Raw genomic sequence first — 21,603 nt, forward strand, 5'->3', positions numbered from 1 at the left:
TTGGACGATGAGATCTCGCACTCGATTAACCGAGTGCGGCGATTTTGGCCAGCAATTCCTTCGGATCGATAGGCTTGACCAGATAGTCGCGCGCACCTTGCCGCAAACCCCAGATACGGTCGGTTTCCAGCCCTTTGCTGCTGCAGATAATGATCGGGATGTCCTTTGTCTCGTCGTCCTTCGTAATCGACCGAGTTACCTGAAAACCGTTTTGACCAGGCATAACAACGTCCATCAGGATCAATTGCGGCTTGTCGGCCTTGATCTTGGTGAATGCCTCTTCGCCGTTTTCGCAAGTCGACACGGAATAGCCGGCCTTTACCAGAATATCGGTCAGGAAATAACGCTCGGTAGGCGAGTCGTCAACGATAAGAATCTTTTGTATGGCCATTTTCAACCTTTAATTACTTCAAATTATTTACTTCAATAAATCTTCTACGCAGGAATCGTGCCAGCGGCTTCAGCCACCTGGGTGTGCTGACGCACCGTCTTCAACAGACTGTCCTTGGTAAATGGCTTTGTCAGATATTCATCAGAGCCGACCATCGTGCCGCGCGCGCGGTCGAACAAGCCATCCTTGGAGGACAACATGATGACCGGTGTGGCATGGAATTTGGCGCTCTTTTTAATCAGCGCACAGGTTTGATATCCGTCCAGGCGTGGCATCAGGATGTCGCAAAAAATCAGTGCCGGCTTGTGATCGTTGACTTTCGCCAGAGCGTCGAAACCATCCTCTGCAAGTACCACCTGATAACCGGCTTGAGTCAGGAAAATCTCTGCCGAACGCCGTATTGTGCTGCTGTCGTCAATCACCATTACTTTCAGGTTGACGTTACCAAGTGAGTTTGTCATGAAGCTACCCCATTCAATCCGAATAAATCTACGGCGTCACTGTAACAAAGAAACACATTCTTTAGAACAATGTTTCATAGGGGGCACTCAAGAATACGTCACTTATGCACTCTTTTTTTTGTAACTTCCCAACAGGCGTTAACATTCAAGCAACAAATTTAACACCGGGAATTAAATTACCACCATTTCGAAGTCTTCCTTGCGCGCGCCGCATTCCGGGCAAGTCCAATTCATCGGCACGTCATCCCACAGGGTTCCCGGCGCGATGCCTTCTTCCGGCAAACCGGCTTCTTCGTCATAGACCCAACCGCAAATCAGGCACATCCAGGTTTTGAATGCAGTCTTGGCTGTTTCGTTAGAGGTTACGTTATTGCTCACGGCGGCGATCCTTCAATCAAGTAAAATGCAAAGTCGGATATCTTAATCTACCCGCCGTGCAAAACCAAACTTCTCCTCTCATATTGACCTTCGGCGTGGCCGACCCAGTCGGCGCCACCGGCATTCAAGCCGACCTTGCCACATTTTCCTCGATGGGCTGTCATGGCCTGTCGGTCATCACTTCTATCCTGATCAGCGACACTGCGCGCATCGAAGACACCCAGCAAATTGATGCCGACTGGGTCGCCGATCAAGCCCGCGTGCTGCTGGAAGACATGCCGGTAGCGGCGTTCAAAGTCGGCGCCGTCGGCAGCATCGAAAGCGTGTCGGTGATCGCCGAGATCATTTCGGATTACCCCGAAGTCCCGCTGATCCTGGATCCTTTCCTGTCCGCCATGCCGGATCAAGGCCAGGACAGTGAAGACTTGCTGACCGCCATCCGCGAACTGCTGATCCCGCAAACCACCGTCATGCTGCTGTCGGCGGTGGAATTATCGCGGCTGGCGGAAACCTGGCGCGAACCATCGACAGAAGACATGCTGAGCGTCGATGCCATGCGCGTGATCGAACTCGGCTGCGAATACCTGCTGGTTACCGGCACTCCCGGCGCAACGATGGAAGTCAGCAACACGCTGTTCGACGAAACCGGCGTGCTGCGGCAAGACAGCTGGCCGCGCATTTCCGGCTCGTTTAACGGCGCCGGCAGCACGCTGTCGGCCGCGATCGCAGCGATGCTGGCAAACGGCCTGGATGTACCCGAGGCGGTCTCGGAAGCGCAGGAATTCACGTTGGCGGCAGTTTCCGCGGCCCAACGGCTGGGCATGGGAAAACTGGTGCCCGATCGGTATTTCTGGGCCAGGGAAGAGGGTTTGGAGCCGTTCCCGGAAGATGGCGATGCGGGATCTGCCTAGGAGCCTGTCGGGCTTAGAAGTAATCGGCTGCAAAATCAGACATATTTTTGACACCAAGAAAACCAACATGACCTCAAACAACGACACTCTGTTTGCCCGCGCCCAACTGACCACGCCAGGCGGCGTCAATTCGCCGGTACGCGCGTTCCGCTCGGTGGGCGGCACGCCACGCTTTATTACCCGCGCCGAAGGCCCTTATTTCTGGGATGCCGACGACCGCCGCTACATCGATTACATCGGCTCCTGGGGTCCCGCGATTGTGGGGCACGCCCACCCGACCGTGGTCAAGGCGGTGCAGGACGCCGCCGCGCGCGGCCTCAGCTTCGGCGCGCCAACCCAGGGAGAAGTCGAGATTGCGGAAGAAATTTGCAAGCTGCTGCCGTCGATCGAACAGGTACGGCTGGTCTCCAGCGGCACCGAAGCCACCATGAGCGCGCTGCGCCTGGCGCGCGGCGCCACCGGACGCGACAAAATCGTCAAGTTTGAGGGCTGCTATCACGGTCACGCCGATTCGCTGCTGGTCAAGGCCGGCAGCGGCCTGCTGACCTTCGGCAATCCGACTTCAGCCGGGGTGCCCGAAGATTTCGTCAAGCACACGCTGGTGCTCGACTACAACAACACGCAGCAACTGGAAGACGCATTCAAAAACATGGGCGATCAAATCGCCTGCGTGATCGTCGAGCCGGTGGCCGGCAACATGAACCTGGTGCGCGCCACGCCGGAATTCCTGCAAACCATGCGCCGCCTGTGCACGCAATACGGCGCCGTGCTGATTTTCGACGAGGTGATGTGCGGTTTCCGCGTGGCCCTGGGCGGCGCCCAGGCGCTGTACGGCATCACGCCGGACCTCACCGCGCTGGGCAAGGTGATCGGCGGCGGCTTGCCGGTGGCGGCGTTCGGCGGCCGCGCTGATTTGATGAGCCACATGGCGCCACTGGGATCGGTGTATCAGGCCGGTACCCTGTCCGGCAATCCAGTCGCAGTCGCGGCCGGCATGGCCACCCTGAAACTGATCCAAGAACCCGGCTTCTACGCCGCACTCAGCGCGCAAACCAGCAAGCTGGTCACGGGCTTGAGCAGCGCGGCGCAAGAGGCTGGCGTGACTTTCTGCGGCGACGCCATCGGCGGCATGTTCGGCGTGTATTTCGCGGCTGCGATTCCGACCACTTTTGCTGCAGTGATGGCATCCGACAAAAACCGTTTCAACCAGTTTTTCCACGCGATGCTGGACGCCGGCGTCTATCTGGCGCCATCGGCGTTTGAAGCAGGATTTGTCTCGGCACGGCATGACGATGCGGTGATAGAAGCGACTATCGCGGCGGCACGCACCGCATTTGCGGCCCTAGGCTAATCCCGAGCACCTACGGCGGATCAAGCTTTCGACTGATCCGCCCGTGAACTCAAGGGCACCTCGAAAAACCGTAGCGAGCGGCCCGAGATTGGACCGCGCAGTAGGTTTTTCGAGGTGCCCTCAAGGCAACTCAGCCGACCCCATGCGCCGCAAAATCAAAGCGGTGCGTTGCGACAAATAGCCGGAGCCGCGATTTTTGTCGTAAAAGCGCGGTCGCGGCAGCATCACCGCGAGCCGGGCGGCCTGGCTGGCGCCGAGATTGGCGGCCGAGGTTCTGTAGTAATGCTGGGCGGCGGCTTCGGCGCCGAACACGCCATTGCCCCACTCCACCACGTTCAAGTAAATTTCAAATATCCGCTCTTTATCCATCCAGAATTCAAGCATGTAAGTGATGATGAATTCCTGACCTTTGCGCAGATAACTGCGCTCTCCCGACAGGAATAAATTCTTCGCCAGTTGCTGAGTGATGGTTGAACCGCCGCGAACCACTTTGCCCTTTTTGGTATTTTTCTCGTAGGCTTTTTCCAGCGCATTCCAGTCGATGCCGTCATGCTCGGAGAAGTTGGCATCTTCGGAAGCGATAATCGCGCGTTTCAGATTACTGGAGATGCGCGCATAAGGCACCCACTTGAATTGCAACTGGGCGTTTGGATGGGTTTCCTGCAGCACCGACAGCTGTTGCCGCATGAAACTGGTCGAGTCTGGATTGTGGTCGACCCACCACCAGATCTGCACAAAGAAATACAACTGCAGCAGCAGGATCGCGGCAATCAGCAGCATGAATAAACGCAACAATAGCTTGCCCACGAACTTGATTCTCATCCAGATAAAAGTTGCGCGCGCAATGCGGCGAACACAGACTCGGTGTTAGGGCGCACTCCGCGCCAGACGAAGAACGATTCGGCGGCCTGCTCGACCAGCATGCCCAAACCGTCGCGCACCAGCGCACCGTGAGCCGCGGCGAACTGCATGAAGACGGTCGCCTGTTTGCCGTACATCATGTCGTAAGCCAGCGTCGCCGGACCGAAAACACTTGCGGCAATCGGCGGCAATTCGGCTTGCAAACTGGCCGAGGTGGCATTGATGACGAGATCGAACGGCTGTTGCACGTCGCTGAAACCACAGCCGGCCAATTCGCAAGAAGCGTCGAGGTAGGGCTGGAATTGCTGCGCCAGTTCCACAGCCTTAAGCGGGGTCCGGTTGGCGATCACCAGTTGCGCCGGCCGGCATTCCAGCAGCGGCAGCAACACGCCACGGGCGGCACCGCCGGCGCCCAACAGCAGGATTTTTTTCCCACCCGGATCGAACCCGGCGTTGCGTACGATATCGGTCACCAGGCCGACGCCATCGGTGTTATCGCCGAGAATCCCGGCCGCATCAAACTTCAAAGTGTTCACCGCACCGGCCGCCTTGGCGCGCGCCGTTAGTGCCGTGGCCAGCGCAACCGCTTCCAGCTTGAACGGCACTGTGACGTTGGCGCCTTTGCCGCCCTGGGCGATGAATTCTTGCACCGTCGCCGCGAAACCATCGAGCGGTGCCAGCAGACGCGCATATTGCATATCCTGCGCGGTCTCGGCCGCAAATCGCGCATGGATCTCGGGCGATTTGCTATGCGCGACCGGGTTGCCGATCACCGCATATTGAGCGGCTTGCACGGCTGTGCTCATCAGTTATTGCCGCCTGTTAGCTGCGCCTGCAGCTGACCTTCGCGGGTAAATTCGAATGTCGCGATCACTTCCCAAACATCATCCTTGCCGCGCGACCGCATATTGTCGGGGAAGTGCCCGAACGGCGCCGCGTTCGCGATGATTTTCAAGGTCGCGCTATCCAGATCGGCATTGCCGGAAGAACGTTCAACCCGTGGCCCGCCTTCTTTGACGTAGAGCGAACCGTCTTGATAAATCGGGATGTAGACCACCAACTTGCCATACAGATTCTGTCCATTCCGTTTCGGGAAATTCAGTGTTCCCAATTTTTCGACGCGGTCCTGGAAGGTCTTGTAATAGGCGGCGTAGCCGACTGCGCGGGTGCTCGGCGTGATTTGCGTCTTCTTTGGCCGCTTGTTGTAATCGTCGATATTCTTGGCGATTTCAGCTTCCCTGCGCGCCATTGCTTTCGCGCTCTCCATTGCGTCGGTACCGGTCGACTGCGGCGTCGCATCGGTCGGCTTGTCCTGAGGCCGCATGGTCGCCGCCGTAAATGGCGTGTCCTTGCGCATCTGGCTCAGCATCTGTTGCTGCTGCTGCTCCAACTCGACAATCCGGCGCTTGGTGGCCAACACACTGTCGCCGTCCTCGGATCGGTGCATGTCCGGCAACGGTGACTTGGCGCGGCCGGCATCGGCGTTGCCGCCGCCATCCAGATTCGCTTGCGCCAGGGCCTCGGCTTTCACCGGTCGGGTGTTGTGTTTGGCGTTGACCAGGATGACTTCCAACATGGGGTCAGTCGGCTTCAGCTTGAAGGTTTCTGGCGCCGCAAAGCGTACCGCCAGCAATCCGGCATGCGCCACTACCGAGGCCGCGATAGCGCTGACCAGGATGCGATTTTGTAAAAAGGATTTCAACGTAAGCTAACAGTCGTTGTAAAAAAGAGGGATTCTACGACAAAGCGGGATGCGCACGAGTAATTTTGCATCCGCCTGTATGTAGCGTTATTTCTGGCGTTATTTTTGGCCTTATGCTGCGTCCGGCGTCGGCACCTGATCGGTATTTTCAGGATCGGCGGTCGACTCCGGGGCCGCGGCGTCCGGCGCCTCGTGCGGCATATCCATCGCCGCATCCAGCTCCTCGATCACTTCGTCGTCTTCCGGTTCCTCAATCTGCTCCGCCTCCGGCACCGGCGCGGCAGACACTTCCAGCAAGCGCGCCTCCACCGTCAGTTCGACCTCATCCCAGCGGATCACGTCCAGCTTGACCTGGGTGCCGCGCGCCAGTGGCTGCATGCCGGGCAGCTTGATGACCAGCGGAATCTCCATCAAGCGCAAAATCTCGTCTTTCAATACCGCTGCATCGACTTGCTTGGCCTGCTCCTGCCCCAGCCAGCGCAAGCACCAGTAGCGTTCCATATTCGACTGGAAATCGCCGTAGCCGGAATAGGCGGCGTCGAAGCCGGACACAATCGCATACAGGTCGGCATCGCGCGGCTTGAACGGCGCCACCAGCGGCGCGGCGACGCCGCCTTCGACGCAGGCCAGGATCTGCCATTGATTGACCAGGTCGGTATAGCGCCGCAACGGCGAGGTGCTCCACGCATATTGATCGACGCCCAAGCCCTGATGCGGCGCGGCATGGGTCACCATCCGCACCTGCATCTTTGCGGCCCAGCCGCCGTTGCCGCCGCCCTGCGCCCGATAGATGCCGGGCACGCCGTGATCCGCCATCAACTTGCCCCAGCTGCTGTTGGCGAAAATCATCAGCTCAGCCACGATCTTGTCGAGCGGCGCGCCGCGCTTGCGGCGGGCGATGGTGACGATATCGTCGTCGACATAAAAATTGAAATCGACCCGATTACCTTGCTCCGGCCGCAGACCGAAACTTTCGCGCTTGGCCATCCGCCCTTGCTCCAGCACTTGCGCCCATTTCCATAGCAGCGCGATATCGGCCTTGTGCGGATAATCGCCGGCATCGCTGGCGAGATTTTCTTCGGTGACCAGCTCATCCAGCGTGTTGTGGCGCAAATTGGCCGCGATCGGCACCAGCTCGGCTTTGGTTTCGGTACCGATCAAGCTCCAGTCCTGTGGATTCAAGATCGCGTACAGCGACAGCGCCGGACAATTTTTGCCTTCGGCCAAGGTGAACTCTTCGACCAGCTCGTCCGGCAGCATGGTGATCTTGTCGCCCGGCATATACACGGTCGACATCCGCTGGCGCGCGATCGCATCCAGCGCATCACCGCGCTTGATGCCCAAGCCCGGTGCTGCAATGTGGATGCCGATGCGCACATTGCCATCCGCCAGCGTCTGCACCGACAAGGCATCGTCGATTTCAGTGGTGGTCACGTCGTCGATTGAAAATGCCTGCACCTGGGCCAGCGGCAAAGTCGCCACCGACGGCAGCGTAATCGCCGGGAAGCCGCTGCCTTTCGGGAAAAACTCGAACAGGAATTTGGAAAGATGCAACTCCTTCGGCGACGCAATGCCGCCAACCGCCAGCATCAAGCGTTGCGGCGACGTGTGCAGGTCGTTGCAGGCGGTTTCCAATGCTTTGTATTCGATACTGTTTTTGTCCGGCTTGAACAGCAATTGCAAGGCCAGCGGCTTCATCGCATCCGGCAGTTGACCGGCCGTCAACTGTGCAACGTATTGCGCCTGAATCAGCGCTTGCTGCTTCTTCTTTTCAATCCCGGCCAGCGCCGCTTTCAATGAGGCCTCGGGTGCGGCCTTGTAGCGGCCCCGGCCTTTTTTGTAGAAATAAATCGGCGCCGTATGCAGGCATAGCAGCAACCCGGCGGCTTCCGTCGGCAGCGGCGCATGGCCGAAATATTCGATGCCGAGATCGGCAAAGCCGAATTCTTCCTGGCCGGCGACTTCCCATAAGAAATCGAGTTCGATCTCTTGCGCCACTCGCTGAGCATCTTCCAGTAGCTGTTGCGGTGCGGGCGCCGCGAACTGCACCAGCACGTCCTTGGATTTGACTTTGCTGCGTTTGCCCGATGGCAGTTCGACCTGATAGGCCTCACCTTGCTGCGATAACACGACGCCTGCTTTAAAGTCGCCGGATTCTTCAAAAAATAGATTCATTGCATGCTTTACGTGTGAATTTCTGGTGATGCCGCGGCCAATGCTGGCATTTATTTTGCGGCGCTAATAATAAGGGGCGCGGCGAGGTGAGCGGCGGGAGAAACAATAGGAAAAGGAATTACCTTGTTTTTATCAGGTGTTCTTTTGTCAGGCATTAAGCGTCGCAGTTCATCAATTGCCGGAAAAAAAACCTCGGTGACCAACATCACGCCGCTTTTACGACGAAAAGTCGAGCGTCGTGCAAATAAGGGATAAGGGAAAGCCTCGACGCCGGTCGCCGCACACATGCGCCGCACCAGCGGATGACTGCCATATAAACGCGCAAATTGCAGCTGTCCGCGCGCCACCAGCGGGTCGCCAAATAAAGTGGTCCCCAGCGAACGCTCGCCCAGGGTCCCGAAGAACGGCCACTCGGAAGCGGTCGCATCCAGCGCCAGCACGGTATGCCCCAGCACCATCGGACGCTCGTCGCAGCGCAGCAGTACATCGCGCTCCTGCACCTGAAGGCGGCGCGGCAAGCCAATCACAGCCCACTCTTCAGCCAGGCACCTGGCCCGTTGCTGACGCAGGCGCTGCACCCGGAATTGATTACAGTGCGCCATCAATTTATAGGTCAACGATGCGCGGTCGGTCAACCAGTCGCGCATCGCAGCGGACGGCTGCACGCCGTTCGCATGGTCGAACCAATGAGCGCAGGCAGGCGAACGCGACATTACGCGCCCGATCCTGGTTGGCTAGCAGCGGGAGCCACGCCGCAAAATGCCAGGACCGCATCGGCATAATCGGCAAATTCACTGATCCCATGATCGCTGCCAGCTATCACCAGCTGCTTGGCTTGCGGGTAATGCCCCACCATTTCTTGCCAATCGAGCACTTCGTCGCCGGTGGCGGCAATCAGGAAATAACGTTCCGGACGGGTGATCTTTTCTATCGCCAATGCTTGCAGCTCGGCGATGTATTCCCGCTTGAATTCAAACGGCGCATCGGAATGGTATTGGGTGCTGACGCCGACATATTGTTCCAGATCGCGTGGCGGCTTGACCGCCGGGTTCAGCAGCACCGCGCGGCAGCCGATCCGTTCCGCCAGCCAGGTGGCGTAGTAACCGCCGAGCGACGATCCGATCAGCGTGATGTCGGCTGCGTCATAGGTCCGCAGGCAGTCTTGCGCCAGGCGAATGGCCGCCGCCGGCGAGGCCGGCAATTGCGGGCACAGGTATTCGGCGGCGCGTCCCAATTGCTGCATGCGCTCGGCCAGCAAGCGCGCCTTGAACGATTGCGGCGAGGAACGAAAGCCGTGCAAATACAAAATCATGGCGGCAACAGTCCTGACAATGCGGCCAGGATTTTTTGATGAACGCCGCCGAAGCCGCCATTGCTCATCACCAGCACCTGATCCCCCGGCCGCGCCGCCTGCACGATGGCTGCCACCAATAATTCGAGTTCATCGAAGGTGCGCGCTTTGCTGCCCATGGGCGCCAGCGCCTCGGCCAGATTCCAGCCCAGCGCGTCCTTGCCGCTGCCTTTGGCGCCGTAGCCGAACACCAGGTCCGCCTCGTGCAGACTGCCCGGCAACGCGCCTTTCATGGTGCCCAGCTTCATCGTATTCGAGCGCGGTTCCAGCACGGCCAGGATGCGAGCGTCGCCGACTTTCTTGCGCAAGCCGGCGACGGTGGTGGCAATCGCGGTCGGGTGATGGGCGAAATCGTCAAATACCGAGATCTGATTGACCGTGCCGCGCAACTCCATGCGCCGCTTGACGTTTTCAAATCTGGCCAAAGCGGCAATCGCCTGTGCCGGCGGTACGCCGACGTGACGGGCGGCGGCAATCGCGGCCAATCCGTTCATGCGGTTGTGCTCGCCGCTCAAGGACCAATGCACCGTGCCTTGCAGCTCGCCGTTAAAACGCACGTCAAAGCTGTCGTCCGCATGCGTGGTCAGCGACCAGCCATGCTGATCGGTGCCGAACAATTCCTTTTCGCTCCAGCAGCCACGCTCCAGAACCCGCTGCAACGCGGGTTCGCGGCCATTGACGACCAGGCGGCCGACACCCGGCACGGTACGCACCAAATGATGGAATTGGGTTTCGATCGCCGCCAGATCCGGGAAAATATCGGCGTGATCGTATTCCAGGTTATTCAGGATGGCGGTTTTGGCGTGGTAATGGACAAACTTGCTGCGCTTGTCGAAAAATGCGGTGTCATACTCGTCCGCCTCGATGACGAAGAATGAAGAAGCCGCCGCCCCAGCGCCCTTGCCGGACAGGCGCGCAGAGATGCCGAAATTCATCGGCACGCCGCCGATCAGGAAACCCGGATCGTAGCCGGCGTCCTCCAGGATCCAGGCCAGCATGGCCGAAGTCGTCGTCTTGCCGTGAGTACCCGCTACCGCCAGCACCCATTTATCACGCAGGATGTGCTCGCCTATCCATTGCGGGCCCGAGGTATAGGGCAAGCCGCGGTTCAGGATTTCTTCCATCAGGGGATTGCCGCGCACCACGACGTTGCCGATGACAAACAAATCCGGCTTCAATGCCAATTGCTCGGCGCCGAAGCCCTGGATCAGTTCGATTCCTTGCGCCTCAAGCTGGGTACTCATCGGTGGGTAGACGTTGGCATCGCAGCCGGTGACTTTATGCCCGGCCTGTTTGGCCAGCACCGCCAAACCGCCCATAAAGGTGCCGCAAATGCCGAGAATATGAATATGCATGCTGGAGTTTCTAATTTCTTGAAGAAGGAATACCGCGATTTTACCCGAGCCAGCGACGAGGCCACACAAGCTCTCCGCTAAAAACCGCTGCGAATGATCCGGGGTCGGAGCGATGTTGTTGCAAGGTTAACATCCATAAAAGAAGTACATCCTCAGCATTTATCTTATTAGTGGTAATTTGGCGTTCACCCGAAATCAACATATGATGCCGACCATGGCAACCAACACCTCCTCCGAACTGGACCAATTGCGCGCAGAAATTGCGGCAATCGCTGCCCGCATGATCGCGGAAGACGGCGCCGATTATGGCACCGCGAAACAAAAAGCCGCAAAGCAATGCCTGGGCAACAAACGCATCCGCGGCGAATTCATGCCGGATAACGCTCAAATCGAAGATGAAGTGCGGATATATAACGATCTGTTCTTCGGCGACACGCAACCGGCCAGACTTTTGCATTTGCGGCAACTGGCGCTGCATATGATGGAAGAATTGGCGCAATTCAATCCCCATCTGACCGGGGCGGTGCTGAATGGCACGGCCGGCGAGCACTCGGACATTCATTTGCATCTGTTTGTCGACAGCCCGAAAGACGTTGAAATTTACCTTCTTAACAAGAATGTCCAATTTGAATTGTCCGAAGGCTCCCCTCTTAATAAGCGCGGCAATAACGATCCGGTAGAAGTCGTGAGTTTTATGTATCGAAAAGAGGGGATCCATTTAACGCTATATGAAACCGACGACTTGCGCGGTAGTATCAGGACCGCGTCCGGCAAGCGAATGGAACGGGCCGATTTATCCGCCGTCCGACTATTGATGACTGAAGAAGAAAATCAATGAAAAGAAAATTATTACTATTTATACCGATCGCGGCCCTATTTTGCGCGATCGGCATTTATTTCGGCATCCAGCGGCATACTCCGGCCACCCCGGAAAACCTTGCCGTTGCCAATTTATTTACACAGGCCATGCCTGAAGCCAGTGGCAAAACAGAATCCTTGTCGCAATGGAAGGGCAAACCCTTGATCGTTAACTTCTGGGCAACCTGGTGCGCCCCTTGCGTGGAGGAAATGCCGGAGCTGAACGCGCTACAAGCAGAGATCGCCGCCAAGAAGATTCAAATTATCGGTATCGGTATTGATTCCCACGACAACATCGCCCAATTTGCGCAGAAATACAAAATCGCCTATCCGCTATATGTTGCCGGCAGCGGCGCGACGGCCTTGCTGCGGCAATTCGGCAATCAAGCCGGCGGCCTGCCTTTCACGGTCTTGATCGGGCGCGACGGTGCTGTAAAAAAACTGTATCTAGGCAGCATTAAATTTGATGAATTGCGTAAAGACATGGACTTGCTATAAGCACGGAAACAATTTTTCCTTGCCAGTCAATATCATTTGACGGCAAAATGCGCCCATCGTCGTCAAACGGAGCACCATCTCCATGGCAAAAAATATACTTCTACTCAATGGACCCAACCTGAATTTGCTGGGTACACGAGAGCCGGAAGTCTACGGATCGACCACGCTGGCCGATGTCGAGCAAGCCGCCAAGGCACAGGCAGCGGCTGCCGGCACCCGGCTGGAATGTTTCCAAAGCAATCATGAAGGCGCACTGATAGACCGCATCCATGCGGCCAAAACAGAAGGCGTCGACGCGATTGTGATCAACCCCGGCGGGCTAACGCATACCAGCGTCGCATTGCGCGATGCGCTGGCTGGCGTCGCCATCCGTTTTGTGGAAGTTCATATCTCGAATATCCACCAGCGTGAACAATTCCGTCATCATTCTTATTTATCGGATATCGCTGTTGGCGTCATTTGCGGCCTGGGTGTCGATGGTTATCGCGCCGCAATCGATTTTGCTCTTAGAAAACTATAAATAAGGCCTTATTGCAATAACAATAAGCCAGCAATAATCAAGTAAATAAGCAGTAAATAAATTCACCGTTATTTCGTTGATCTGCCAACCAAAGAACAAAAATGGCAGTTATTTTCATTCGTTGAACACAAATATATTGAAGGATTGCATATGGATTTGAGAAAACTCAAAACGCTGATCGACCTGGTCGCTGAATCGGATATCGAAGAGCTGGAAGTGACCGAAGGCGAGAGCAAGGTCCGTATCGTCAAATCTTCGGCGTCGCAGCAGCATCAGGTTGTCATGATGCCGCAACAGGCACAACAGCCGGCGCCGATCCAGGTGGCCGCGCCGGTCGCCGCCGCAGCTCCGGTGGCAGCAGCACCGGCCGTACCGGAAGGCCATGTCGTCAAATCGCCTATGGTCGGCACCTTCTACCGCTCTTCCGCGCCTGGCACTCCGCCGTTCGTGGAAGTCGGCTCGGAAATCAAGGAAGGCGGCACGCTTTGCATAATCGAAGCAATGAAATTGCTGAATGAAATCGACGCTGAAGTATCCGGCGTGGTCAAGAAGATCCTGGTTGAAAACGGCCAGCCGGTCGAATTCGGCCAGCCATTATTTATTATTGGCTAACAAATCACCACGAGATGTCCGGCCCGCTCGGACATCTCCATTCTGGTTGCCAATGCGAGGCCATCCGGTTCGGTTGCAACGACTCACACCAGCGCGACCGCAGCTTGCCCGCATTGCCGGCCCAATGCTTGATAACGTCTGACTCTTAGCGACGCACATACCATTTACTATGTTTGAAAAAATCCTTATCGCCAATCGCGGCGAAATTGCCTTGCGCATTCAACGCGCCTGCCGTGAAATGGGCATCAAAACCGTGGTGGTCCATTCCGAAGCGGATCGCGACGCCAAGTACGTAAAGCTGGCAGACGAATCGGTCTGCATCGGCCCGGCCCCATCCAGCCTGAGCTACCTCAACATGCCCGCCATCATCAGCGCAGCAGAAGTGACCGATGCCGAGGCGATTCATCCCGGCTACGGCTTTCTGTCCGAAAACGCGGACTTCGCTGAACGGGTCGAACAATCCGGTTTCGTCTTCATCGGCCCGCGGCCGGCCAATATCCGCCTGATGGGCGACAAAGTATCGGCCAAACAGGCGATGATCCGCGCCGGCGTGCCGTGCGTGCCGGGTTCGGAAGGCGCTCTGCCGGAAGATCCAAAGGAAATCATCAAGATTGCCCGCAAAATCGGCTATCCGGTCATTATCAAGGCGGCCGGTGGCGGCGGCGGACGCGGCATGCGCGTGGTGCATACCGAAGCAGCCTTGGCCAATGCGGTGGTCATGACCAAGACCGAAGCCGGCGCCGCTTTCGGCAATCCGGAAGTCTATATGGAGAAATACCTGGAAAATCCGCGTCACGTGGAAATCCAGATCCTGGCCGACCAGTTCAAAAACGCCGTCTGGCTGGGCGAGCGCGATTGCTCGATGCAGCGCCGTCACCAGAAGGTGGTGGAAGAAGCACCGGCACCGGGTATCCCGCGCAAGATCATTGAAAAAATCGGCGATCGTTGCGCCGAAGCCTGCCGCAAGATGGATTATCGCGGCGCGGGCACCTTTGAATTCCTGTATGAAAACGGTGAGTTTTACTTCATCGAAATGAATACCCGGGTCCAGGTTGAACATCCGATCACCGAAATGATCACCGGCATCGACATCGTCCAGGAACAGATTCGGATTGCTGCCGGTGAAAAACTGCGCTTCCGCCAGCGCGATATCCAGCTCACCGGGCATGCGATCGAATGCCGCATCAACGCTGAAGATCCATTCAAATTTACGCCATCTCCCGGCAAAATCCTGTCGTGGCATGCCCCCGGCGGTCCTGGCATCCGGGTCGACTCGCATGCGTACGCCGGCTACTTTGTGCCGCCGCATTACGATTCGATGGTGGGCAAGGTGATTTCCTACGGCGCCACCCGCGAACAGGCAATCAAGCGGATGCAGATTGCGCTGTCCGAGATGGTGGTCGAAGGTATCCAGACCAATATCCCGCTGCACCGCGAATTGATGATCGATGCCCGCTTTATCGAAGGCGGCACCAACATCCATTACCTGGAAAACAAACTCGCTGAACGACCAGATCTGTCAAAAGAGCTGAACAAGGTAATCAAGAAATAACACGAGGCAACGCCCCCATGAGCTGGACCGAAATTGTTGTTGAAGTAGCACTGACGCACGCCGAGGCTTTATCCGACGCGTTGATGGATGCTGGCGCGCTGTCGGTCTCGGTCGAAGATGCGGACCTGGGCACGGACGCCGAACAACCGTTGTTCGGCGAGCCGGGCATGGAGCCGAAAGAAGCGGCATGGGAACGCAGCCGGGTAGTGGCTTTGGCCGACGTCGATGCGGATTTTGCCGCCATCGTGACGGCTGCGGCCAAGGCCTGTGGCATCGCCACCCCGCCCTATTCCCTGCGCACGGTTGCCAATCAGGACTGGGTGCGGCTGACGCAATCGCAATTCGAGCCGATTCATATCGGCAAGAACATCTGGGTCGTGCCGAGCTGGCACGACGCCCCGGATGCCAATGGCTTGATTCTGGAACTCGATCCAGGCCTGGCTTTCGGCACCGGCAGTCATCCGACCACGCGACTCTGCATGGAGTGGCTGGAGCTCAATGTGCCGCTGCAAAAGCCGCAGTCGGTACTCGACTATGGCTGTGGCTCAGGGATACTCGCGATGGTCGCCAAGAAGCTGGGAGCCGCCAGCGTGGTCGGCGTCGATATCGATCCGCAAGCGATCGAGTCGGCACGCAGCAACAGCGAACGCAATCATTGCAGCATTGACTACTACCTGCCGCAAGACTTCGTCAGTCATACCGCTGACGGCGTATTCGATTTCGTAGTGGCCAACATCCTGTCCGGTCCACTGCAATCAATGGCACCCATGTTGTGCGCCCGTATCGCCGCCGGCGGCAGTCTGACCTTGTCGGGCGTGCTGGCGGAACAAGCGCAAGACGTGATCGCAGCCTATGCGCAATGGATCCCGCTGACAGTGTGGGCAGAACAGGATGGCTGGGTTGCGCTGTCCGGAAAATTAAGCGCCTAACCATTACCACCATCACTCCATCATGGCGCTAGCGACTCAATGTCCGTATTGTCAGACCATCTTCCGGGTCGCCAATGACCAGCTGAAACTGCGTGCGGGCCTGGTGCGCTGCGGCAGTTGCCGCGAAGTGTTCAACGGCATTGAACACCTGGTGCGGCCGAACCGGGTGGCGCCAGCGCCTGAGCCAACCGCGGCAGCGGCAGCCGATCTGGTCAGCTCACCTGCCCCTGAAAATCATCTCGCGGAAATCCACGACGACTCCGCACCGGCGGCGCAGAATCATATTGCTGCCGTGCCGCCGGTGCCCCTCGAACAAGAAGAACAGGAACTCAAACCGGATCCTGTAGCGGTGCCAGCTGCTGAGCATCTGTTCCCGCCTATCGAAGCTATTGAGCTAATCTCACTGCCCCAGGCGCCGGCGCCCGCAACGACAGCATCGGTATCGGATCGGGTCGAAGCAGCCATCGACGGCTTTGAAGAGGATCTGCGCATCGAGGAAGAGGCTGCTCAGGCGGCGCTATCCGATCACGCCGATACACCCGACCTCGCGTCCGAATTCAACATTGCATCCACACCTGCCGAGCCATTCGACGCGACGCTCGGCGAGCACCACATAGACTCAAGCAAGCAAGCGGCACCGAATGTGTGGCATCGCCACGCCGACGACGATGACGCCAATCCGATGGCGCGCATGACCTTGATGCACGTTGCCGGACAAGACTACGCAACGTCCGAGACCGATTCGAACGCCGCCGCGGACGACCAGCCTGCGGCACCCGACGACGATGAGCTGGATCGTTTGATCGATGAATTGCAGCGCAAGCCATGGCGCGTGAAAAAAAGCGTCGCGCCGGATGCGTCGTCCAGCCCGATAGACCTCACTGAAAACCAGGGTAAGAAAAAAAGCAAAAAAACAGTCGAGGAGCCGGAACCGGCAGCGACCGACGAACCCGGCTTCGTGCTCGCCGCGCGGCGCCAGCAGCGCCTGGGCGGCTTACTGCGCGGCGGCATGTGGGCCGGCAGCCTGCTGCTGATGATCGGACTGGTCGGACAATCGACCTATATGTTCCGGGATCAACTGGCGGTGCGCTTGCCGCAACTGAAACCCATTCTGGTCGGCGCTTGCGCAAAAATCGGATGCAGCGTCGACTTGCCAATGAAAATCGAGACTATTTCGATCGATGCCAATGAATTGCAGACAGTCGATCCGGCACACAATATTTTTGCGTTAAATCTGTTGATGCGTAATCGCAGCGACACGGTACAAGCTTGGCCTAGCGTTGAATTGACTTTGAACGATGCCGGCGACAAAGCGCTTGTGCGTCGCGTGTTTACCCCGCACGATTATTTGCCGGCTGCCAGCAACGTCGGCCAGGGCTTCGCCAGCGACCAGGAACAAGCGGTCAAGCTGACGTTTGAGTTGCTGCAGTTGAAGGCCTCCGGTTATCGGGTGTATCTGTTTTATCCATGACAATAAGTCGACCGTTTTTCACGGTCTCAAGCACTGCAAACTAGCGCCCCATTTAACTCATTCACTAAGGCAAACATGAGCTCTCTCATCTGCGGTTCGCTGGCATACGATGTCATCATGCAATTCCCGGGGCGTTTCTCGGAGTCGCTGCTAGCCGATCAATTGCATAAAATCAGCGTCTCATTCCTGGTGCCGACCATGCGTCGCGACTTTGGCGGATGCGCCGGCAATATCGGCTACAACCTGAAACTGTTGGGCGGCGATCCGCAGATCATGGCGACCATCGGTCACGATGGCGCCACTTACCTGGATCGGCTCGAACAACTGGGAATTTCACGCCGGACCATCCGCACCATAGAGTCGATCTACACCGCGCAATGCTTCATCACCACCGACGCCGACAACAACCAGATCACCGCCTTCCATCCGGGCGCAATGACCTATTCGCACGAAAACAAGGTGGCCGACGCCGGCCCGGTGAAACTGGCCATCGTGGCGCCGGACGGCCGCGACGGCATGTTGCAGCACGCGGAGGATTGCGTCGCACACGATATTCCGTTGATCTTTGATCCGGGCCAAGGCATGCCCATGTTCAATGGCGCCGAGTTGCAGCATTTTATCGAGCTGGCCACTTACATCGCCGTGAATGACTACGAAGCAGAGATGCTGGCTGCGCGCACCGGTCTGACCCTGGCGCAGATTGCCGAGCGGGTAGCGGCGCTGGTAGTGACGCGCGGCGAACTCGGTGCCGAGATTTTTACCGCCGGCGGCAAAATCGATATCCCCTGCGTCAAGGCCGAACGCGTGCTGGATCCGACCGGCTGCGGCGACGCGTTCCGCGCCGGGATGTTATACGGCTTGACCAATGGCATGGACTGGGCCACCACTGGCCGCCTGTCCAGCTTGATGGGCAGCATCAAGATCGCCCATCAAGGCCCGCAAAACCATGCGCCAAGCCGCGCTGAAATCGACGAGCGCTTCCATCAGGAATTTGGTTACCGATTGTAAGAGCTTTGCCTGAAATCGCTGTATAGCCAAGGTACTGGGCGGGGTATGGAGAAAAACTCCAAATCCCGCCCAGGATTCCTGGACCTTTAAGACATACTCCCACTGTTCCCTCTGTATCTACGACGATACATATCGGCTTCCCCCGGCCTGAACTTCTCAAATACACCTGCATCCAATTTTCATCGAATCAACGGATGGAGAAAGCGTCATGAAAAAGCTGTTATTACTAATAGGCGCAACCTTGCTGCTCGGTGGCTGCGTTGCCGTGCCGTATGGCGGCGATCCTTACTACGGCGGCTATTATGGCGCGCCAGGCTATTACGGAGCTGCGCCATACTATGTGGGACCAAGTGTCGGCGTGGGCTTTAGTTACTACAGCTATGGTCATCGCGGCTGGGGCGGCGGCAGAGGCTGGCATGGCGGTCATTAAGAAAAACAGCAGGTAGCGCTCATCAACCATGAAAACATGCCATTGGACAAGTCAGTCGTCTCGACGCATGATGACGGGTATCTTTTAAAGGAGCCCACATGAAACGACTGCTTGCCACTCTGATAGTTTGTGCATCGATCACGGCGCCGGCCTTGGCTGCCCTCAAGGCCGGAGACCAAGCCCCCGCTTTTACAACGCAGGCATCGCTGGGCGGCAAGGTGTTTACTTACTCCCTGGCCGACGAACTGAAAAAGGGTCCGGTCATCCTGTATTTTTATCCGGCAGCGTTCACCAAAGGCTGCACCATTGAGGCGCATTTGTTTGCCGAGGCCATCGACAAGTACAAGGCGCTCGGGGCCACCGTCATCGGTGTCTCGAACGACAATATCGACACGCTCAACAAATTTTCCGTCAGCGAGTGCCGCAGCAAATTTGCGGTCGCCGCCGACACCAATCAAAGCATCATGAAATCGTATGACTCGGTACTGCTGTCCAAGACTGATTACGCCGACCGCGTTTCATACGTGATCGCGCCGAATGGCAACATCATCTACGAATACAGCAGCATGAATCCCGACCAGCATGTCGAAAACACACTGCAAGCATTGGAACAATGGAAAGCCAGGCAAAAGAAATAAGGCGGTAAACCGCCGGCTCAGCAAAAAGCCCGAATCACTTTCGTGAATTCGGGCTTTTTTTCGGCTAGCGATTCGGCTTGATCAAGCGGCCGCAACCTGGCGTCGATGGGCATCGAGACTAGGCAGGAATATCGCCAGCAATCCAATCAGCGGCAGGAATGAACACACGTGATAGACGAAGTTGATATCCGTCATGTCGGCCAGCTTGCCCAATGCAGCCGCCCCAATCCCGCCCATGCCGAAAGCGAATCCGAAAAACAGACCGGACACGGTACCGACTTTGCCCGGCACCAGTTCTTGCGCATACACCAGGATCGCGGAGAATGCAGAGGCCAGGATCATGCCGATAATCACCGACAGCACGCCAGTCCAGAACAGATTCGCGTAGGGCAACATCAAGGTGAATGGGGCCACGCCGAGGATCGATATCCAGATCACGACTTTACGGCCGACGCGGTCGCCGATCGGACCGCCCAACACGGTGCCGGCAGCCACCGCAAACAGGAAGACGAACAAATGCACCTGCGCCGACTGCACCGACAACTGGAATTTATTCATCAGATAAAACGTGAAGTAGCTGCTGAGGCTGGCCAGGTAAAAATATTTCGAGAAAATCAGCGTCAGCAGGATGGCTATCGAAAACAGGACTTTCTTGCGCGGCAAGTCCAGATAGGTATGACGAGCCTTGGCCGGCTTGCCTTTGGCCTCGATGCGCTTGCGCTTGTACCAATTGCCAATCTGCCACAACACGGCAATCGCCAGCAACGCCGCCAATGAAAACCAGGCAATGCTGGATTGGCCATGCGGAATCACGATCCACGCAGCCAATAGCGGCCCCACCGAACTGCCGGCGTTGCCGCCAACCTGGAAAATCGACTGCGCCAGCCCATGCCGCCCACCCGATGCCATCCGCGCCACCCGCGACGACTCGGGATGAAAGATCGACGATCCGGTACCGACCAGCGCCGCCGCGAATAGCAACATGCCGTAGCTGGGCGCCATCGACAAGGTCAACAATCCAATCAAGGTGAATCCCATTCCCACCGCCAGCGAATACGGTTTCGGATGTTTATCGGTATAAAAGCCGACCACCGGCTGCAAAATCGATGCGGTGATTTGATAGGTCAGTGTAATCAAGCCGATCTGGACAAAGCTGAGGCTGAAATTGCCTTTCAGCAGCGGATAAATCGACAACAGCAGCGACTGAATCATGTCGTTCAGGAAGTGCGCAAAACTGATCGCGCCTAATACGCGGAATCCGGTTTTTTCAGCATCTTGTTGGGGGAGTGCAGGAGAAACTTGATTAATGGCGGTTTGCATGGCGAGCGGAGATGATAGAAAGCAATTGGAAACGGCGGGAGGCTAATTTTAGTCCTTTGTGTTTGAACTGTCTTAGCACCGCCCATTTCGCCCCGTGGATTGGGCATCGCCACCATCATCGACATGAAAAAAGCGCGATGGACATGACGTCGATCGCGCTTTCATCGGATGGAACAAGCCCTTACTGCGGCACGGTGTCCTTGAACGAAGGACGCTCGGACAGCTTTTCGAATAATTTGGCCAGCGCAGGATAATCTTCGCGCCATTGGATTTCCGGGAACCGGAAGTTGAGCCAGCCCAATGCGCAGCCAACCGCAACATCGGCCAGCGAATAGTGGTTGCCGCTGCAAAATGTCTTGTCGCCCAAGCCGGCCGCCATCGCTTTCAACCCGGCATCGACCTTGCGTTGCTGCCGGTCGATCCAGGCCTGGCTACGCAGCTCTGGCGGACGCTGGGTGTGCTCCAGGCGAATCAATACGCCGGCATCGAGCACGCCATCGGCCAGCGCTTCCCAGCACTTCACTTCGGACCGCTCACGGCTATTACTTGGGATCAATTTGCCGACCGGCGTCAGCGTATCGAGATACTCGACGATCACGTGCGAATCAAACATGGCAGCGCCATCTTCCATCACCAGGCAGGGCACTTTAGCCAGCGGATTGGAAGCCTGAATCGTCGAGTCCGGAGCCCAGACATCGTCCAGCACGAAGTCGTAATCGAGCTTCTTTTCCGCCATCACGATGCGTACTTTGCGAACAAAGGGGCTAGCCAGGGAACCGATCAGTTTCATATGTAATTTATAGTAAAAATTGTGCTTGATTATAGCATTCG

The 21,603-nt window shown here is 57.2% G+C and carries 24 protein-coding genes; 12 read left to right on the forward strand and 12 right to left on the reverse strand.

Features of this window, described 5'->3' with window-relative positions; translation table 11 throughout:
* Positions 1-25: 25 nt before the first annotated feature.
* From ACFPM8_RS19560 to ACFPM8_RS19570, 3 genes are all read right to left on the reverse strand, one after another.
* A complete protein-coding gene (locus tag ACFPM8_RS19560; RefSeq protein WP_379000071.1) occupies positions 26-391 on the reverse strand; it encodes a response regulator in 366 nt (121 codons plus the stop codon).
* A gap of 44 nt (positions 392-435) precedes the next feature.
* Entirely contained in the window at positions 436-852 is a 417-nt protein-coding gene (locus ACFPM8_RS19565; protein WP_379000072.1) for a response regulator, read from the reverse strand.
* Positions 853-1,023: 171 nt separating this feature from the next.
* A complete protein-coding gene (locus ACFPM8_RS19570; RefSeq protein ID WP_379000268.1) occupies positions 1,024-1,176 on the reverse strand; it encodes a rubredoxin in 153 nt (50 codons plus the stop codon).
* Between the two features lie 110 nt (positions 1,177-1,286).
* On the opposite strand from ACFPM8_RS19570, the gene thiD reads away from it, so the two are divergent.
* Together thiD and hemL are read left to right on the forward strand one after the other, a co-directional pair.
* Positions 1,287-2,141 (forward strand): bifunctional hydroxymethylpyrimidine kinase/phosphomethylpyrimidine kinase, encoded by an 855-nt coding sequence (gene thiD / locus ACFPM8_RS19575; RefSeq protein ID WP_379000074.1) that lies wholly within the window; start codon positions 1,287-1,289, stop codon positions 2,139-2,141.
* Positions 2,142-2,208: 67 nt separating this feature from the next.
* Positions 2,209-3,492 (forward strand): glutamate-1-semialdehyde 2,1-aminomutase, encoded by a 1,284-nt coding sequence (hemL, locus tag ACFPM8_RS19580; protein WP_379000076.1) that lies wholly within the window; start codon positions 2,209-2,211, stop codon positions 3,490-3,492.
* A 120-nt stretch (positions 3,493-3,612) separates the two neighbouring features.
* Here hemL and mtgA read toward each other — a convergent pair whose 3' ends face one another.
* The 7 genes from mtgA to mpl all read right to left on the reverse strand — a co-directional run bounded on the left by mtgA (position 3,613) and on the right by mpl (position 10,936).
* The gene (mtgA, locus tag ACFPM8_RS19585; RefSeq protein WP_379000270.1) at positions 3,613-4,308 is read right to left on the reverse strand and encodes a monofunctional biosynthetic peptidoglycan transglycosylase; all 696 of its coding nucleotides are present in this window, start codon (positions 4,306-4,308) and stop codon (positions 3,613-3,615) included.
* A gap of 2 nt (positions 4,309-4,310) precedes the next feature.
* Positions 4,311-5,159, reverse strand: coding sequence for a shikimate dehydrogenase (gene aroE, locus ACFPM8_RS19590; protein ID WP_379000079.1), 849 nt, complete (start codon positions 5,157-5,159; stop codon positions 4,311-4,313).
* A complete protein-coding gene (locus tag ACFPM8_RS19595; RefSeq protein WP_379000081.1) occupies positions 5,159-6,055 on the reverse strand; it encodes a TonB C-terminal domain-containing protein in 897 nt (298 codons plus the stop codon). Before ACFPM8_RS19595 ends, aroE begins: the two co-directional genes overlap by 1 nt.
* Before the next feature lie 111 nt (positions 6,056-6,166).
* On the reverse strand, positions 6,167-8,230 hold the full coding sequence (locus ACFPM8_RS19600) for a ribonuclease catalytic domain-containing protein (RefSeq protein WP_379000083.1): 2,064 nt from the start codon (positions 8,228-8,230) through the stop codon (positions 6,167-6,169).
* 50 nt (positions 8,231-8,280) lie between these two features.
* Positions 8,281-8,943, reverse strand: a complete 663-nt coding sequence (locus tag ACFPM8_RS19605) for a chorismate--pyruvate lyase family protein (RefSeq protein ID WP_379000085.1) — start codon at positions 8,941-8,943, stop codon at positions 8,281-8,283.
* On the reverse strand, positions 8,943-9,542 hold the full coding sequence (locus ACFPM8_RS19610; RefSeq protein WP_379000087.1) for a YqiA/YcfP family alpha/beta fold hydrolase: 600 nt from the start codon (positions 9,540-9,542) through the stop codon (positions 8,943-8,945). The genes ACFPM8_RS19605 and ACFPM8_RS19610 overlap by 1 nt, the downstream gene beginning before the upstream one ends.
* Entirely contained in the window at positions 9,539-10,936 is a 1,398-nt protein-coding gene (gene mpl, locus ACFPM8_RS19615) for a UDP-N-acetylmuramate:L-alanyl-gamma-D-glutamyl-meso-diaminopimelate ligase (protein WP_379000088.1), read from the reverse strand. Before mpl ends, ACFPM8_RS19610 begins: the two co-directional genes overlap by 4 nt.
* Before the next feature lie 205 nt (positions 10,937-11,141).
* On the opposite strand from mpl, the gene ACFPM8_RS19620 reads away from it, so the two are divergent.
* From ACFPM8_RS19620 to ACFPM8_RS19665, 10 genes are all read left to right on the forward strand, one after another.
* Positions 11,142-11,774 carry a hypothetical protein gene (locus ACFPM8_RS19620; protein WP_379000272.1) on the forward strand — a complete coding sequence of 211 codons (633 nt, stop codon included), beginning with the start codon at positions 11,142-11,144 and terminating at the stop codon, positions 11,772-11,774.
* The gene (locus tag ACFPM8_RS19625; protein WP_379000090.1) at positions 11,771-12,292 is read left to right on the forward strand and encodes a TlpA family protein disulfide reductase; all 522 of its coding nucleotides are present in this window, start codon (positions 11,771-11,773) and stop codon (positions 12,290-12,292) included. Before ACFPM8_RS19620 ends, ACFPM8_RS19625 begins: the two co-directional genes overlap by 4 nt.
* Before the next feature lie 82 nt (positions 12,293-12,374).
* A complete protein-coding gene (gene aroQ, locus ACFPM8_RS19630) occupies positions 12,375-12,812 on the forward strand; it encodes a type II 3-dehydroquinate dehydratase (protein ID WP_379000092.1) in 438 nt (145 codons plus the stop codon).
* Between the two features lie 150 nt (positions 12,813-12,962).
* Positions 12,963-13,424, forward strand: coding sequence for an acetyl-CoA carboxylase biotin carboxyl carrier protein (gene accB, locus ACFPM8_RS19635; protein WP_379000093.1), 462 nt, complete (start codon positions 12,963-12,965; stop codon positions 13,422-13,424).
* 169 nt (positions 13,425-13,593) lie between these two features.
* On the forward strand, positions 13,594-14,976 hold the full coding sequence (gene accC / locus ACFPM8_RS19640; protein ID WP_379000095.1) for an acetyl-CoA carboxylase biotin carboxylase subunit: 1,383 nt from the start codon (positions 13,594-13,596) through the stop codon (positions 14,974-14,976).
* 17 nt (positions 14,977-14,993) lie between these two features.
* Positions 14,994-15,905: a 50S ribosomal protein L11 methyltransferase gene (gene prmA / locus ACFPM8_RS19645; RefSeq protein ID WP_379000097.1), complete on the forward strand. Its 912-nt coding sequence runs from the start codon at positions 14,994-14,996 to the stop codon at positions 15,903-15,905.
* Positions 15,906-15,927: 22 nt separating this feature from the next.
* Positions 15,928-17,376: a DUF3426 domain-containing protein gene (locus tag ACFPM8_RS19650; RefSeq protein WP_379000098.1), complete on the forward strand. Its 1,449-nt coding sequence runs from the start codon at positions 15,928-15,930 to the stop codon at positions 17,374-17,376.
* A gap of 75 nt (positions 17,377-17,451) precedes the next feature.
* Entirely contained in the window at positions 17,452-18,384 is a 933-nt protein-coding gene (locus ACFPM8_RS19655; RefSeq protein ID WP_379000100.1) for a carbohydrate kinase family protein, read from the forward strand.
* A 208-nt stretch (positions 18,385-18,592) separates the two neighbouring features.
* Positions 18,593-18,814 carry a hypothetical protein gene (locus ACFPM8_RS19660; RefSeq protein ID WP_379000102.1) on the forward strand — a complete coding sequence of 74 codons (222 nt, stop codon included), beginning with the start codon at positions 18,593-18,595 and terminating at the stop codon, positions 18,812-18,814.
* Between the two features lie 98 nt (positions 18,815-18,912).
* Positions 18,913-19,452 (forward strand): peroxiredoxin, encoded by a 540-nt coding sequence (locus tag ACFPM8_RS19665; protein WP_379000104.1) that lies wholly within the window; start codon positions 18,913-18,915, stop codon positions 19,450-19,452.
* An 81-nt stretch (positions 19,453-19,533) separates the two neighbouring features.
* On the opposite strand, the gene ACFPM8_RS19670 is transcribed toward ACFPM8_RS19665, so the two are convergent.
* Both ACFPM8_RS19670 and ACFPM8_RS19675 read right to left on the reverse strand, forming a co-directional pair.
* Entirely contained in the window at positions 19,534-20,772 is a 1,239-nt protein-coding gene (locus ACFPM8_RS19670) for an MFS transporter (protein ID WP_379000106.1), read from the reverse strand.
* Between the two features lie 181 nt (positions 20,773-20,953).
* The gene (locus ACFPM8_RS19675; protein WP_379000107.1) at positions 20,954-21,562 is read right to left on the reverse strand and encodes a glutathione S-transferase C-terminal domain-containing protein; all 609 of its coding nucleotides are present in this window, start codon (positions 21,560-21,562) and stop codon (positions 20,954-20,956) included.
* Positions 21,563-21,603: the final 41 nt, after the last annotated feature.

The organism is Paraherbaspirillum soli (genome assembly GCF_042654985.1).
GTDB classification, from domain to species: domain Bacteria; phylum Pseudomonadota; class Gammaproteobacteria; order Burkholderiales; family Burkholderiaceae_D; genus Paraherbaspirillum; species Paraherbaspirillum soli.